Origin of the sequence: Acinetobacter sp. SwsAc6 (genome assembly GCF_013391565.1) — a bacterium.
GTDB lineage: Bacteria > Pseudomonadota > Gammaproteobacteria > Pseudomonadales > Moraxellaceae > Acinetobacter > Acinetobacter cumulans.
The window spans coordinates 1-15966 of sequence record NZ_JACAXE010000047.1 but is presented as its reverse complement, the minus strand read 5'-3'; the positions used below and the strand labels follow the sequence as shown (position 1 = coordinate 15966).

Annotated in this window: 17 protein-coding genes; 10 read left to right on the top strand and 7 right to left on the bottom strand. The window is 36.5% G+C overall.

All coding sequences use genetic code 11. The features are described from left to right. The first annotated feature begins 211 nt into the window (after positions 1-211). From HYG93_RS18420 to HYG93_RS18410, 3 genes are all read left to right on the top strand, one after another. Positions 212-487, top strand: a complete 276-nt coding sequence (locus HYG93_RS18420) for a hypothetical protein (RefSeq protein WP_004967304.1) — start codon at positions 212-214, stop codon at positions 485-487. A 118-nt stretch (positions 488-605) separates the two neighbouring features. After that, positions 606-908, top strand: a complete 303-nt coding sequence (locus HYG93_RS18415; RefSeq protein WP_178962753.1) for a type II toxin-antitoxin system RelE/ParE family toxin — start codon at positions 606-608, stop codon at positions 906-908. After that, positions 909-1190, top strand: coding sequence for an addiction module antidote protein (locus HYG93_RS18410; RefSeq protein WP_067865280.1), 282 nt, complete (start codon positions 909-911; stop codon positions 1188-1190). 79 nt (positions 1191-1269) lie between these two features. Here HYG93_RS18410 and HYG93_RS18405 read toward each other — a convergent pair whose 3' ends face one another. The 3 genes from HYG93_RS18405 to HYG93_RS18395 form a co-directional block, all read right to left on the bottom strand. Beyond that, positions 1270-1767 carry a hypothetical protein gene (locus HYG93_RS18405; protein ID WP_174660737.1) on the bottom strand — a complete coding sequence of 166 codons (498 nt, stop codon included), beginning with the start codon at positions 1765-1767 and terminating at the stop codon, positions 1270-1272. Then, on the bottom strand, positions 1760-3091 hold the full coding sequence (locus HYG93_RS18400) for an AAA family ATPase (protein ID WP_174660738.1): 1332 nt from the start codon (positions 3089-3091) through the stop codon (positions 1760-1762). The genes HYG93_RS18405 and HYG93_RS18400 overlap by 8 nt, the downstream gene beginning before the upstream one ends. A 145-nt stretch (positions 3092-3236) precedes the next feature. Further along, positions 3237-3611: a hypothetical protein gene (locus HYG93_RS18395; RefSeq protein ID WP_228724004.1), complete on the bottom strand. Its 375-nt coding sequence runs from the start codon at positions 3609-3611 to the stop codon at positions 3237-3239. A gap of 258 nt (positions 3612-3869) precedes the next feature. On the opposite strand from HYG93_RS18395, the gene mobQ reads away from it, so the two are divergent. From mobQ to HYG93_RS18375, 4 genes are all read left to right on the top strand, one after another. Then, entirely contained in the window at positions 3870-5624 is a 1755-nt protein-coding gene (gene mobQ / locus HYG93_RS18390) for a MobQ family relaxase (RefSeq protein ID WP_372659284.1), read from the top strand. A gap of 707 nt (positions 5625-6331) precedes the next feature. Beyond that, positions 6332-7261 (top strand): replication initiation protein RepM, encoded by a 930-nt coding sequence (gene repM, locus HYG93_RS18385; protein ID WP_111886115.1) that lies wholly within the window; start codon positions 6332-6334, stop codon positions 7259-7261. A 68-nt stretch (positions 7262-7329) separates the two neighbouring features. Continuing rightward, a complete protein-coding gene (locus HYG93_RS18380) occupies positions 7330-7875 on the top strand; it encodes a plasmid replication DNA-binding protein (RefSeq protein WP_171319338.1) in 546 nt (181 codons plus the stop codon). A 375-nt stretch (positions 7876-8250) separates the two neighbouring features. Then, the gene (locus HYG93_RS18375) at positions 8251-10128 is read left to right on the top strand and encodes a potassium transporter Kup (protein ID WP_005265041.1); all 1878 of its coding nucleotides are present in this window, start codon (positions 8251-8253) and stop codon (positions 10126-10128) included. A gap of 66 nt (positions 10129-10194) precedes the next feature. On the opposite strand, the gene HYG93_RS19560 is transcribed toward HYG93_RS18375, so the two are convergent. Next, complete coding sequence (locus tag HYG93_RS19560; RefSeq protein ID WP_005265040.1) at positions 10195-10392, bottom strand: hypothetical protein; 198 nt, start codon at positions 10390-10392, stop codon at positions 10195-10197. Positions 10393-10649: 257 nt separating this feature from the next. Between HYG93_RS19560 and HYG93_RS18370 the strand changes: the two genes are divergently transcribed. Together HYG93_RS18370 and HYG93_RS18365 are read left to right on the top strand one after the other, a co-directional pair. Beyond that, the gene (locus tag HYG93_RS18370) at positions 10650-10946 is read left to right on the top strand and encodes a type II toxin-antitoxin system RelE/ParE family toxin (protein ID WP_005175534.1); all 297 of its coding nucleotides are present in this window, start codon (positions 10650-10652) and stop codon (positions 10944-10946) included. A gap of 1 nt (position 10947) precedes the next feature. Beyond that, positions 10948-11238: an addiction module antidote protein gene (locus HYG93_RS18365; protein WP_004969304.1), complete on the top strand. Its 291-nt coding sequence runs from the start codon at positions 10948-10950 to the stop codon at positions 11236-11238. Between the two features lie 121 nt (positions 11239-11359). Here the strand turns inward: HYG93_RS18365 and HYG93_RS18360 are convergent, their stop codons facing one another. The 3 genes from HYG93_RS18360 to tet(39) all read right to left on the bottom strand — a co-directional run bounded on the left by HYG93_RS18360 (position 11360) and on the right by tet(39) (position 15076). Further along, positions 11360-12223, bottom strand: a complete 864-nt coding sequence (locus HYG93_RS18360; RefSeq protein ID WP_178962752.1) for a TIR domain-containing protein — start codon at positions 12221-12223, stop codon at positions 11360-11362. A gap of 154 nt (positions 12224-12377) precedes the next feature. Further along, the gene (locus HYG93_RS18355; RefSeq protein ID WP_039255483.1) at positions 12378-13712 is read right to left on the bottom strand and encodes an ISNCY family transposase; all 1335 of its coding nucleotides are present in this window, start codon (positions 13710-13712) and stop codon (positions 12378-12380) included. A gap of 176 nt (positions 13713-13888) precedes the next feature. Continuing rightward, complete coding sequence (gene tet(39), locus HYG93_RS18350) at positions 13889-15076, bottom strand: tetracycline efflux MFS transporter Tet(39) (RefSeq protein ID WP_004856455.1); 1188 nt, start codon at positions 15074-15076, stop codon at positions 13889-13891. A 65-nt stretch (positions 15077-15141) separates the two neighbouring features. On the opposite strand from tet(39), the gene HYG93_RS18345 reads away from it, so the two are divergent. Further along, a complete protein-coding gene (locus HYG93_RS18345) occupies positions 15142-15783 on the top strand; it encodes a TetR/AcrR family transcriptional regulator C-terminal domain-containing protein (RefSeq protein ID WP_004787586.1) in 642 nt (213 codons plus the stop codon). Positions 15784-15966 lie beyond the last annotated feature (183 nt).

Below are 15966 nucleotides of genomic sequence, written 5' to 3'. Positions count from 1 at the left end.
ATTTCTATCATTTAATCTTAATTCTATTAGATTAATGATAATACTATCATTTAATTATTGCATTAAGTCTAATGATAGATATTGTATGCGATTTGGCTCGCTATCATTCAGGTATAGTCTTTTGATAAAAAAAGCATGACTAAAAGCCATGCCTTGGGAATTCGTATAACGTGTATTATGTTAATTTTAGAGAATCTTAAAAAATACTTTTATGAAAAATAAAATTGAAGATTTAAAATCAACAATTCAAGAACTAATAGAATTGTTTGAAGAACAGAATTTAGAACATTGGGCAGAAATGTATAAAAGAATACTGTTCTATATTGATGATGATCTAGAATACGCAAAATATAAAATACAAAGTACCATTGGAGGAATGGGATCAATGGATGATATCGTTTTATATCGCAATGGTGATCCACTTATCAAAGAAAACAATCGTTTGGATTACTTAAGAAGTAAATTATATGTTTTTTGCGAAAGCTAAATTATTCTTAATATCGCTAATTTAACATAATGGCTGTTATACGAAATTCAGCGTTTCAGGCTCCCCAAAACCAAGTTTATTTCTTGCATAAATGTATCCTGTAGGATACATTTTGTTTATGTACTCAATATATACCACTGAAGTCTTTGATGAATGGTTCACCAAGTTAAAAGACCAACAGGCAAAAAGACGCATACAAGTCCGAATTGATCGGGTTGAAGATGGAAACTTTGGAGATACTGAACCAGTTGGTGAAGGTGTCTCTGAATTACGTTTCTTCTTTGGACCAGGCTATAGGATTTACTACTGCAAACAAGGGCAAAGGGTTGTTATTCTTTTAGCAGGCGGAGATAAGTCTACGCAAAGTAAAGATATAAAACTTGCCCTGCAATTGGCACAAGATTTAGAGGAGGAGCTATAAATGGCTATTAAACTTCGCAAATGGGACAGTGCTGAGCATCTTAAAACAGAAGAAGATATGCAGGCTTACTTACAAGCATGTATCGAAGAATCTAATGGTGATGCCGCATTCATTGCTAAAGCTTTAGGTAACATTGCTAAAGCTAAAGGAATGGCTCAATTATCACGAGATACAGGTCTAGGCCGAGAAAGTCTTTACAAAGCACTTTCTGGTGATGTGAACCCTAGTTTTGATACGGTGATTAAAGTTGTAAAAGCACTAAATTTGCGCTTAGCAATTTAAAAAAATTATTAAAAAATGGAGCTTTAGGCTCCATTTTTTAATTTCGTATAACGTGTATTATGTTAATTTTAGGAAAACTTCATTTCCCTATTTTTTTTACATTTCTTATATAAATTTTCAAATCACAGTCTAGTGACCAAATAAATATATCGGCACGAGGATGAAGTTCACATAACATTTCAAACTCTTTAATAATTGTTAAATCACCTAAACTAGTACCCTCTGTAGTTTTCTGTGGTGATTTATTTCTTCCAGCATGATCAGGAAATAAAGCTATCCATTCTCGAAGCTGTTCATTTGAAAATATACTAGAAAAGATAAAAGGAGCTTCATTTGCATAACTTTTCTCTAAAAGCTCATAAAAATCTTGTGCTACTTGCCGTCTAGTATTCCCATCACCATTTTGAGCGATATGATTACCAGTTTCAATAATTGTAGCTACTGGGATAATAAATTCACAACCTAACTTAGTGTAAGTTTCAAATGATTCGAATACTTCTTCTCTATCTGAGTTCTTTGAAGGTACATCTAAAATATTTAGGAAAACACTTGTATCAATTAAACAAATATTATTCACGATGTTTACCTTTCATCGACTCTAACCAACTCAAAGCTATAGTTCGTTTATCTTCACTAGATAAAGGATTCTTAACGAATCTATCAACTATACCTTTTGTAACTAGATCACCTAATGGTCCTTGGGATACAAGACCAACATAATCATCAAGTTCAGATAATCTTGTTAAACAGCTATGACCTTTTTCTTTATCTCTATAAGCAAAAGACACGTACTCTAAAGCTTCATTAGGCACTCCATCCATCAGAGCTGGATTGTGAGTTGTAATCAATAACTTTATTTTATTATCCCTAGCATATTCATATATCTGATTTAAAAGTATTTTTGCTTTATTTGGATGTATACCATTATCTAATTCTTCAAATACTAAAAGAGAACCTGGTTTAGCTGTCATCAGTGCAGCAGCAATAGCAAGAACCCGCACAGTACCATCTGACAGTAACTCTATTGACCATTTCTTAGATGAATTCTCATCACCAAAACTTTCTTCGAGTTCAACAGAAAAACGTTCTCGATTATCTTCGAAAAAACTTATACCAACAAATTTTTGTTCAGGAAGATTTTTTATGAAGTCTAAGACTTGATCTATTTTCCCTTCCATTTCTAAGTTTTTTAAAACACCTGATAAATTTGATCCTTTAAAATTTAAATTAGGAGTTATTCTTGAAAACGATCGCATTGAACTAGGAACAAAATCAAAGAATTGAATAGACTTTAAATCATCTAAACATTGATCAATTAATAAAATTTGTTCATCAACACTAAATGCTCCTTTCTCATCATTGCCAAAGTTTTCAGTTATTAAATTAAGAATATTGTTAATGTTTGGCAATATTGCCATTTTATTTTTTGGATGAAAATTAAAAGATCTAGATGGCGAACCTTTGGGTGTATTAGGCTTGATTTTTACTTTCAAAAAACCTTGTTTGCTCTCATCCTTATTTTCAATTGTTTCGTAAATTACTTTTTTACCTATGGTTAATTTTTCATTTACCAATGATATTGATTCATTATCAAAAATTTTTATAGAAAAGCTATATTGAACTTTATTATCGAAATTCATTTTCAAGGTCATAGGAATATGTTCACACATATAGACTAGATCGTGAAAATCACCTCTAAACCATTTATCTGATTCTTCTAGTTTATTTTGAATAGAATCTAGATCCACTCCTGATATAAACCATTTAATTAGTCTTAAAGCTTCAATAATATTCGACTTACCAGCAGCATTAGCTCCAATTAGCAAGTTTAAAGGGCCTAATGCTAAGCTTTGTTCAGCGCTATAACTTTTGAAATTTTCTAAACTTATACTTTTCAGCATTCAAATAGACCAATTTTAATAAAAACAATAAGAATGATAAGAATATCAAAATTACGGTGATCTTAGGTGAAAATTAGTAATCCGATAATTTTTATCAAAATTATCAACTGATTTAACATAAAACTTCTTATATGAAATTTAGAACTTATCCCTTAAAAAAATCATTAAAAAGCTCTTTATCTTTCTGTCTATTTTCTTCTGTCTTACTTTCCGCACTTAAAAACTGCTCAAAATCAGCCCATTGATGTTTAAAAGATTCATCATTCTTAAATTTATTCAAAACCCAAGCGCCAAGCAAAATTTTCCGTCTAGTTTCATTTTTCCGTTCTTGGGCTTTTGCTTCGCTTAAAAGTTTTTGCTGTTTGAGTTTAAGCTCATTCTGTTTCTGTTTTGCCTGTTCTAAGATCTGCTCTTGTTCTTTTTTTAAATACTCAATTTGCTCTTGCAGGGATAATTTTTTCTGCTGTGCTTTGGTGAGTTTCTTTAAAACTGCATCTTTCTTTTCTTGAATATCTGACATAGTATTAAACCGTGATGATCAATAATCAAACATCATCATAGAGTCAAAAAACAAAGCGAGCAATATCAAACGTAGCGAAGCGAAGTTTTCCCGGAGTGAAACGAAGGGCGCACTTACCCACTTTTATCATTTCATTCAAAAGTGGACGTTGCGACAGGGGAACCCCCTGTACCCCATGACCTCGCTTTAGCATGGTCAGCAACTTTTTCAAAGTTGCAAAAATCAAAACCACGGTATGCAGAAATTTAGGTTTTTAAAGTGGCAATTTTTCATTTGAATGAAAGCAACATCTCACGAAGTGACGGACGTTCAGCCGTTGCTTGTGCTGCTTATCGTGCCTGTGAAAAATTAGAGGATCTGACTTTTGGAAAGACTCAGGACTACACTAAAAAAAAGGGACTTGAATACAAAAATATTTATGCACCAGAACATACCAATACAAAACTTTTAGACCGTCAAACACTTTGGAATACAGTAGAAAAAAAAGAATTCAATGCCAATGGCTCAATGAAAGCCAATGCACGACTTGCCAAAGAATATATCTGTGCTTTACCACATGAATTAACAGATGCAGAACGCATAAAAATCGTTGATGACTTTTGCCGAGACTTTGTGAACAAGCACAATGTTATTGTCGATGCCTGCATCCATGCACCACATGAACATAACGATGAAACCAATAATAAAAACTATCACGTACACATGATGTTCACGACCAGACTCATCAATGAAAAAGGCGAATTAGGAAAGAAACAAAGAATCTTCAACGACCATGGTCCCGAGATCCTGAAGGACAGCCGAGCAACTTTTGCCAATGTTGTAAACACAGTATTGGAAAATGCCGGACTAGACGAACGCATCGACCACCGGAGTTACAAGGATCAGGGCTTAGACTTTCTTGAACCCACTCATCATGAAGGGCATGAAGCTACAGCACTTCGCAGACAATATGACGAGGAACAAAAAAGACCGCTTGAAGAACGTAACACTGAAATTGTGCTACCAAGAATTGCACTTGAAAATGATGCAATCAAAGCCAAAAATTTAGATGCTGCACGAGAATACCAACAGATCATCAAGGGCCTTGATCAAGAAATTATTGTTCCAAGTCGATTAGAAGATCAGATTACCCAGCTGGAAAACGAACTTCAGTTAACCGAAGCAGAAGAAAAAGAGCTTTTAGCAGAATTAGTAAATCTCAACCTAGAAGAAGAACGCCTGCAAGAACAACAGGTTCAACAGATCGACAACGCATATGATGACTTCATCCGGTGCCAAGATATTTATGCAGAATTTGCCAATCAGTTTTACACCATTCAAAGCAATGCTGCTGATAATCAAAAGCAGATTGAATCAAATCTCACCAAGACAAAACGATGGTTAGCAGAAAACAAAAGCGATTTTTACCTACATACCAATAATTTGTTTTATGACTCTTACCATCATACTTACAGAGATATAAAAAAACCTGATTTTTATGCGACTGAAAAATCAGTAGAACAGGCAAAAAATGAGAACTGGAGAGAATACGCAACCGAGGTCGAACAACTTGCTAAAGAATACGATATTGAGAATGTCGTCCAACGCTTAGGTCAATGCTCAGAGATACTGGAAAATAATGGGATTGAACGACCAACGATAAAACCCACGTTTTGGCAGAAGCTAAAACGAGAGTACGTTCATTCATTCGATACCCTACATGATTTTAATGATGATATGAGTCCCCTCCTTAAAGCAAAACGGGCAGATGATCTCAAAATTGAACAAGAAAGAATGCAGCAAGTAAGCCAAGCGGAAGTAGATCGCCAACGAAGAATTGAAAATGATCGCAGAGAAAGTGAATTTAGAGAGCAATTACGTAAAGAACGAGAGCAAAAAGAACAACGCTATGAACAAGAAAGACACGAACGAGAACATTTGGCATTTTTAAAACGCCAAGAATTGGAAAAACAGCAGAAAAACGAGCCTAAAAAACCAGAAAATGAAAATAACAACGATTACCGACCTTGGTGAATGCTGTTTAAACGCAAAAAAATAGGGTTTTTAGCGATGTTTTGCTAAACCACAGTAGATTTATAGTTGAGTTAAGAAAAAACTCTTAAATCGCAAATGAGAGCATTTAGCGAGTGTCTACGAGCGAACTACAGGGATCTAAATTTTTTCACCTGTTTTTCCCTGATTACAGGCTCCCCTGTGTATCAAGAACTCAGAATCAGAGCATCCCGAATGGGTGCGAACTGATTACGGTGGCTTTATGTCGAGCGAAGCGAGTGAAAAGTTCTATGAGCGAAGCGAATTCCTAGTTGCTTTTCTTTTTTAAAAAGTCACGAAATTTTAAGCCAAAAATTGCCCCTTCGAACTGAGCGTAAGCGAAGTTCAATAGAGTTTGAGCGTAGCGAAAACATAGGGCAATTTTTCTTATCCTGGGCTTTTAATTATTTTTAATGCTTTTAAATACTTTTAGATCAGAATAAATTTATATATTTCAATAATTAATAATCTTATATACCCACGTTTAGTTACCTATATACCCACGTTTAGTTACCTATATACCCACGTTTAGTTACCTATATACCCACGTTTAGTTACCACTTACCCACGTTTAGTTACCACTTACCCACGTTTAGTTACCCTATGGCTTCATCTAACCTCAAATAAATATTTGTGGTTATAACTACATTGTTATAATCTGTGGGTATAACAATGTTTTAATCAATCTCATGTCAAAAGAATTAGTTGTAAAAACAAATCGCTTAAACCAAGCTTTCCAGACTTTGTCTTTATCAGAATTTCATATTGTTCAACTAGCTATTGTTGATGCTAGGCATACAGGTACAGGCTTAAGTACAGATACACCATTACGAATAGATGCTCTGAGATATGCAGAAATTTTTGGAACAACCAGACAAAATGCTTATCAACGGATGAAAGAAGCTGAAGACTCGTTATTTAATCGTAGATTTAGTTTCTTTGATGAAAACGGGAAATTAATAAAAAGCAGATGGATTCAGCAAGTAAGGTACTTAGATGATGAAGGTGCTATTGAGTTAGTTTTTACACTAGCTGTTGTACAAGGTATAAGTAAAATTGACGGAATTAAGGATTTCTTTACTCAATATTTATTAAGCCAAACAGCACAACTGAATAGTACCTATTCAGCAAGGCTATACGAATTACTGATTCAGTGGAAAGCCGTTGGAAAAACACCTTTATTCGAGTTAGCGACATTTAGAGAGCAGCTTGGTATTGGCGTTAATGAATATAAGCGTATGGATCACTTCAAGACGAGGGTCCTTGATTTAGCTATTACAGAAATTAGTGAAAAAACAGATATTGAGGCTAGTTATGAGCAGCATAAAAAGGGCCGTTCAATATCAGGCTTCTCTTTTTCATTTACACAGAAAAAAACTAGAAGTGCATCAAGTGAAAATAAAAAGCACTCGGAGAATTTAGATCTCTTTTCAAAAAAAATGACAGATCCTCAACGTCATTTATTTGCCAATAAGCTCTCTGAGCTTCCTGAAATGAGTAAATATTCAGAAGGCAGTGAAAGCTATCCTCAATTTGCAGTAAGAATTGCAGAAATGCTTAAGGACTCTGAAAAGCTAAAAGAGTTTTCTCCAATGCTTGAAAAAGTTGGCTATCGTTAAACTACTAATGTAACGTTACATGTTTAAATAATATCTACTGGCATACATCTTTTTACTTAGGTTACATGATGAAAGCATTATCTGTGATTGAGCTAGCTGAACTCTATGGGATGAACAGACAGAGTATCTATAAGCGTATAAATAAAGGTGATTTATCTAAAAATAGTGATGGAAAAATAGACCTATCGGAAGCAATACGTGTATTTGGAGAACCATCTAATAAAAATAGAGATGTAACCACGTTACAGTCTACTGCGGTACAAAAAGAGACAGAAGTAGACATGCTAAAACAGCAGGTAGACATACTAAAAAAACAACTGGAACTTGCACATGAACGAGAAATTTTCCAAAGAGAACAACTAGAAGCAAAAGACAATCAAATAGAAGCAATCCAACGACTGCTAGAAGCCCCAAAAACCAATATGACTACGTTTACCGATCAGAAACCTAGCCAAGATATAGCAACGGATCCTCGGTCAGAACCTGAACCGAAACATGACGGATTGACTACTCCAGAGCAGACTGAAAATAAACGTATTCCAGTACCGGAACATGTTGAACCGGAGCAGCCGAAAAGAGGGTGGTTAAGCCGGTTTTTCTTGCCAAATGGCTAAGGGGATTATTCAACTGAGCTAATCAAAGTTGTGAAACATTGCTTAAATAATAGGCGTGGAACGTGAAAAATCATAAAAAAAACCCACCTTGGGGAAGGTGGGCTATCAACTAGGAACTACAGCGTTGAATTATAAGGATAATTATACAGCATTTCGTATAAGGTGTATTATGTTAATTTTAGAAAAAACTTAAAATTATCTATTAAAGAATCATATATTTTTGGATTACTTATAAGTGAAATAGCACCTATATAGTGCAGGCTTAGCTAGAAAAACTATAACACTCTAAGAAAGTATGGGTTTTTATGTACAAGGCAATTTCATGAGAAGCCAGATGATAAAATTCGAGGCTCCCCAATTTTGTAAATCAAATATATGCAAAATAATGTGAGTAAGCCGGCAGTACCAGCATTAACACTGGCTGCCCTAGGAGTAGTATTCGGCGATATAGGAACGAGTCCATTATATGCATTAAAAGAAAGCTTTCATGCGACACGCGGGCTACCTATTAATGAACTTAATATCCTAGGAATTCTCTCTTTAATCTTTTGGACCATTACCTTAATTGTTTCGCTTAAATATGTTTTGGTGATCATGAGAGCTGATAACAATGGTGAAGGGGGTATCATGGCATTACTCGCCTTAAACCTTAGGCAAAAAGGATTATCCCGTGGAAAAAGACTTGCAATCATTATCTTAGGTTTCATTGGAGCATCACTCTTCTTCGGTGACGGTATTATCACTCCTGCCATTTCTGTTCTATCTGCAGTTGAGGGCCTTTCTGTTGCTGCCCCGTCATTTGATCGCTTCATTATTCCCATCAGTATTGGAATTCTGATAGCCCTCTTTGCCGTTCAAAAACATGGTACTGCAATGATGGGGAAATTTTTTGGTCCTATTACCCTGTTATGGTTTCTATCTATTGGTGCCATTGGCATTATAAGTATTATTCAAAGTCCATTTGTTCTTGCACTATTCAGCCCGCACTGGGCTTTTTTATTCGTTATTAACAATCCTTTTATTTCATTTTTTGTGATGGGGGCTGTGGTTTTAACCGTAACAGGTGGTGAAGCCTTATATGCGGATATGGGACATTTTGGTATTTTACCGATCAAGTTAGGCTGGTTTTTAATTGTACTGCCATGTCTGATGCTGAATTATGCTGGGCAAGGAGCATTACTGTTAAGAGATCCTTCGGCTATTACTAATCCTTTTTACCTACTTCTGCCTTCAGCCTTTCTCTATCCAATGATTATTCTAGCTACTGCAGCAGCAGTGATTGCCTCACAGGCTTTAATCAGTGGGGTATTCTCTATGGCTAAACAGGCAATCCAGTTGGGATATCTACCTAGGCTTACAGTTTTACATACCTCTGCTTCGGAAATTGGACAAATTTATATTCCTTTACTGAACTGGCTCCTGTTTATCTCCATCACTATTTTGATCTTAATATTTGAAAGTAGCAGTAAATTGGCAGGTGCCTACGGTCTGGCCGTCACTGTGACCATGTTCTGTGACACCCTGCTAGTGGCTTTTCTGGCTTATAGTTACTGGAAATGGAGAACCTGGAAAGTCTTGCTGTTCATTATTCCGTTCGCCTTTATTGATCTAATTTTACTAAGTTCAAACTTATTAAAAGTCCTGATTGGTGGCTGGGTGCCAGTCGTTATTGCAGTTATCGTTTTTACCCTTATGATGACCTGGAAAAAAGGCAGAGAGATTCTTCAGGACAAACTGCAGAAGGACACGCTTCCACTGAATGTGTTTCTTGAGCACCTTGAACAGACAGGTCAGAAAGTGAGTGGAAATGCCGTATTTTTAACTGGAACGCCTCAAGTCGTACCCCATGCGCTTTTACATAATCTAAAGCATAATAAAGTTCTGCATGAACGTAATTTTTTGGTGACAATCAAGACTTCTGAAATCCCGTATGTTGATGAAGCTAAGCGAATCGTTACTGAAGTACTAGAGAATGGTTTTTTCAGAATAACGATCCATTATGGCTTTAAAGAAGAGCCTAATGTGCCTCATTCATTGAAACAAGCTTTTTCAGTACTGGATCTTGAGTATGACTTAATGAATATCAGCTTCTTTGTTTCTAGAGAAAGATTAATTCCAAGTATGTCCAACAAGATGTCTACATGGCGTGAAAAGTTATTTGTCGCAATGCAAAAAAATACCAGCCCTGTCAGTGATTTTTATAAAATCCCTTCTAACCGGGTGGTAGAGCTAGGTAGTCAGATTGAAATTTAAGAATTTCTAAAATGAATAGGCACCTTTAAATAAGGGTGCCTATCTGATCAGAATAAATCTTTTACTTTAATTTTCCAATAGTTGACCAATCTCTAAAGCTGAATAACCACGTTCTTTAAAGATCAAAATAATTGCTTTTTTATAATCTTCAGAAGTAGAGGTCTTATATTTTGTTATGAGTTGAATCTCAGAATTAAGCTGGAGGTCATTTTTTATCGTCAATACTTCCGTAGAGATTCTATTAAAAATCTTGAAATTAAACATACAGGTGCTCTTTATCAGCATTGTAGCGGCCCGACTACAATAAACACCTGCCTTAGCTTAGCTAGACACCCTTAGTGGCAAGGATTACAGATTAGAAAAGGCTCCGCAAGTTTTTCTAAATGGGAAGCATGAATAATCCACTAAAGTACTATCCATTTAACATAATGGGCGTTATACGAAATTAATGGATGTCCGTATAGATTACTTGCATATTGTATTCGATCGAATACAATATAGTGAGAAAACAAGGAATCCTCATGATTGAAATTAAACGTCTGCCAGAGTTTGATGAATGGTTGGATGGCATTAAAGACAATATGACCCGTATTCGCCTGAATCGTAGATTAGATAAGGTTCAACGTGGAAACTGGGGAGACATTAAGCCTCTCCAAGATGGCGTTTGGGAAATGAGAGAATTCTTCGGTGCTGGATGGAGAATGTATTACATCCAACATGGTGACGTAGTGATTGTAATGCTTGGTGGAGGAGACAAATCGACTCAACAACAAGACATAGATCGTGCAGTCAAATTATCGAAAACATTGGAGGATTAAAATGGTTAAAGTCGCAGATTTACCAAGTTTTGATATGGCTGAGTCACTCAAAACTGAAGAAGACATTGTAATGTATCTCAATATGGTTCTGGAAGAGAATGATCCAGCTGAATTAGCTCATGCACTTGGTGTAATTGCCAAAGCTCGTGGTATGACTCAAATCGCTAAAGAAGCAGGAATTGGGCGTGAAGCACTTTACAAAGCCCTACGTCAGGATTCAGCACCACGTTTTGATACGATTAATCGTGTAGTGAATGCTTTAGGCTTAAAACTCACAGTACAACACGCCTAAAACTTTAAAAATATAATAAAAATGGGAGCTAAAGGCTCCCATTTTTGACTTCAAAAAACGTGTATTATTTTAATCTTAGAAAAAAATTAAAGAGGGACAATGTATTCCTCTTTTGATGATCTTAACTGATTTTTCTATAGTTAATATCATATCCCGCATCGCTTAGCATATGAGCTACGGACATACGCCAGTCTTTATATCCATGATCGGTATATACAACACCATTCACATCACCAGGCATTTCAATATGACCTTCCTTTTTTACTAAGCAGATAACTTTCTCACGAGTATATAACCCTATTAATAACCCGTGTTCAAAGACAACATTCTGCCTAGCTCGTAATTTATATTCGCTTTCTCCAACAGCTTTGCCTTCATCATCTGGTGTATATAGAACTATACCAAATCCAATTGAAGGATCTTTCGTATAACGCTCTAATTTCTCTATGATTGTAAGACTAGCATCATGTTGTTCTCTAAGAACTATAGGTTCAATTCTTTGAGCTGATAAAAAAGCTTTTACCTCGTTTATTAATGCATCATCATGACCATGGACAATAAATACTTTAGATGGCGTAATTTTCTTTGTTTTCTCACTTAAATTAGAAATGTCTTTTTTAGTTCCTTTCGCATACGTAACTAATTCTTCTGTTATTTCTTTTTGTTTTAGAATTGCTGACTCTAAATCATTAGAATAAAAACCGATCATAACAACACTAGATGCTCGATCTTCAGCTCTTCGTTTATTAGCTTGTTGTTCTTTTAAAACTACACCAGATATTTCACTAGAAAAAATACGTAACCGCTCAATATGTTCAATAGGAATAGTACGCCCATTGATTAAAATAGGTTTTCCAACTTGATAAGGTTCAGCATATTTATTAATTACGTCTTCTAAATCTGTTAGATCTGACTTAATTTCGACTTTATCCCACGCATTCTTATGATGCTTCTCACCTAACTCTAAAATCACATGGTAATACATAATCTTAATGCCATATCTTTATTTATTTTTTTAACTATATAATAAATTTTAAAAAAATTAACTTTCTATTTAACATAAAATCTCTTATACGAAATCCAGATGTTATTCACCAATTAAAATGTCTATGCGATAAACCATTTAAAATGTCCTGTTTTTAACCACAAGAGTCAAGCACAGGATTTAAGTTTCTTTGTTCAACAACAGCTTTCTGAGCTTTACGACTTGGCATACTTTTCTTGGCCCGGGAACGTTTATTCTGTTTTTCTAGTTCTTCATGCTGCTGTTGAATATGCGCCAGGACTGAACCTAACCGTTTATTCTCAACAATCTCATTTTGCTGTAGCCCAGCCAATTTATTGAAGATGCTGTAGTTGAGCTTTCGTCCTTCATGCATGAGGGCCACAGTGCCATCCGGATACTCCAGAAATGCAATGTATTGCCCAGCAAGCTTATGATTCAGCTCTGTCGGTTCAAGCAGATAAATACATTTGTCATAGGTAATCGTCAGGTTCTTGGTGACCTTACGCGGTTCCTGCCAGGTAAAAATATCATCCAGTTCAAGATCAGATTCGGTTAATGGACGATGCAGGTTCTTTGAGTTTCGCGCACATTTGGCGAACTTCTGATTGAACTGCTCAATAAAGCAGGGCAACCAGGCATTTGCTTCTGCAATCGAACAGATGCCTTCCAGGCGCATCTCCTTGATCAAACGGTCCTGAAGGGTTCTATTCGCTCGCTCTACGCGACCCTTCGCCTGTGGGGAGTTGGCGAAGATAATATCAATGTTTAACTCATTCAGAATCCGCCCAAATTGCGTGATCTTGCTGTCTTGGCTGGATTTCTGATTCACTCTGAATACCGAGTGTTTATCGCTGTAAAAGGCCAAGGGCTTGCCGTATTGCTCAATGTAGGCTCGGGTTGAAAGCATATAGTCAAAGGTCGTTTCAGCCTCACAAAAGCGCAGATGCAACAGCTTGCCGGTAGCATCATCGATATAAACCAGCAAACAGCATTTGGTGGCTCTTCCTTCAAACCAGTCATGATATGAGCCATCAATCTGGATCAGCTCACCGAAGCAATCACGGTTATAGCGTGGCTGGTATGGGCGTTTTAGACGTTTGGATCGCGGAATCCAAAGGTCATTTGCAGTCATCCAGCGCCGAACCGTTTCTACCGGGATATTCAGGTCAAACATGCTGCTGAGCTTCTCATGCGCCAAGGTAGGTCCAAAGCCCAGCAGATGTTCAGAAATAATGGAAAGACATTGCGATTTTAATAAATCGTCATGGCGATGATGGCCCGGTTGACCACGACTGGCATGCGTCATGCCTGAAACACCATCTTGATTGAGCTTCTGCAATAACCGGGTAATTTGACGGGTGGAAAGATTCAGGATTTCAGCAGCACGGACTTGGGTAATACGATGATCTCGAACGTCTTGCAGAACTGCAAGACGTTGAATTTCTTTGTCAGACATAGTGATCAGCATCTATATTTTATATCCAGTCCATGGTGATAAAAATCATCATAAACCAGACATTTTTATTGGTGAGAATATAGACACTTTAAATGGGTTCTAACAAAAGCATTTCGTATAACGTGTATTATGTTAATTTTAGATAAACTATAGAATCCATTAGTTTTTAAACCAATAAATTAAATATTTTATGGAACTCCAGAATATTTATTCAGGCGATACTTAAGCAATAAGGGTAGGGTGATTACATAAAGTATTGCAGCTAATGCCCATACCATTCCAGGAGCTGATGCCTGAGTCATAAAATAGAGGCTAGTAACTAATACAGGACCAATTATAGCCCCCAGACTATTAAAACTGCTTAATAGCCCTTGTAATTCACCTTGTCTTTCATCACTAATACCTCTGGACATCATTGCTTGCAAAGCAGGAACGGCTACTCCACCAAGGGCAAACAATGGTAACAACGCAAAAGGCACCCATTCTTCAACAGCAATAGATAAAAGAAGTAAACCAATTGCATCGCAAGCTATTCCACATAACAACGTATTTTTCTCTCCAAACCTCTTTACCATAGGGGCGATAGCAAAAGCCTGTGCAATAGAATGGCATATTCCATAACTAGCAAGGGAAACACCTGCAATAAATATACTCCAGCCATAACGATCCTGCCCATAGATAACCCATAAAGTTGCGGGGACTTGTGAAACCAATGTGATAATTAAAAAGATACCAAGCAATGGAGCCATATTAGGTTGAGTGATCAAATAGGATAATTTCTTTAATATTGATTGCTCCTGAACCTTCTCAGTCATTTTATTGCTGTGTTTTGATTCTTTTAATAAGACTGCTGTCATTATTAAATTAATCCCATTCATAAAAGCAGCAGCAAAGAACGGTGCATGTAAGTTCCATTCACCCAAAACTCCACCTATTACCGGACCCGCTATAAACCCAATACCAAAGACAGCTCCAAGGAGACCAAACCTTTTTGCACGCTCATGGGCTGGAGTAATATCTGAAACATAAGCTGTTGCAACAGCCATGTTGGCACCTGTAATTCCCGCAAAAATACGACCAATATATAGCCACAATAGAGAAGGAGCAGCAGCCATTAGGAGATAATCAGCCGTTGCACCAGCAATTGAAATAATTAATACAGGTCGACGTCCAAATCGGTCACTCAACGCTCCAAGGATAGGTGCAAAAATGAACTGCATCAGAGCATACACAGCTAATAAAGCACCATAGTGAACACCGCCTGCTTCAGCTCCAGCCAATGACCGTAATAATTCAGGCAAGATCGGCATAATTAAACCAATCCCAACAGCATCCAGAAATATAGTGATTAAAATCACGCTCAATGATTTCTTCACAAATGCCTTCTCTAGCAATGATAGAATTAATATTCTCTCACACACTCCCTATCAGTGATAGATTTATGAGTAAAAAAGATATTGCACCTCAACGTCTGACACGTGAAATAGTCCTGCGTACCGCATTGGATATGTTGAATGAAGAAGGCATAGATTCAATAACCACACGCAAGCTAGCTCAACGATTGGGTATTAAATCTCCAACTCTATATTGGCATTTCAAGAATAAATCCTTGTTAATGGAAGCAATGGCGGAAACCATTATAAATGAACACCATTTAGTTTCTTTACCCATCGATGGGATGACATGGCAAGATTGGTTGCTCGCTAATTCTGTAAGCTTTCGTCGAGCACTACTAGCTTACCGTGATGGTGCTCGTCTACATGCAAGAACTAGCCCCAGTCAAGGACATTTCAACACGATTGAGGCCCAAGTTGCGCTGTTATCTCATGCTGGGTTTTCTCCTGTTGAAGCAGTTGCATTACTTATGACATTAGGAAGGTTTATTGTTGGGTGGGTCCTTGAGGAGCAGCAAGAAGAAATAAGATCAGACCCACCATTCGAAGCCGATCCAACTATATATCCACTCATGCTCCAAGGAGTGAATACCTTACAAAATATGAATGCGGATGACATTTTTGAAAATGGGATTCGTATGGTGATTATCGGTGCTGAAAGACAACTTGATATTAAAATGCAAACTTAACTCTATACTGCTTTAAGCAACTGTTCTATTTAGTAATAAAGCTTTTATCCTTAATTATTTAACATAATGGCTGTTATGCGAAACGAGATCTACCAGCTCTCGTTTTTTGTTATGGAAACTGCTAAAATTCAAATACGCCATTGACGTATAAAGAGTCCATGTTATTTATTGAAACCAGCATCT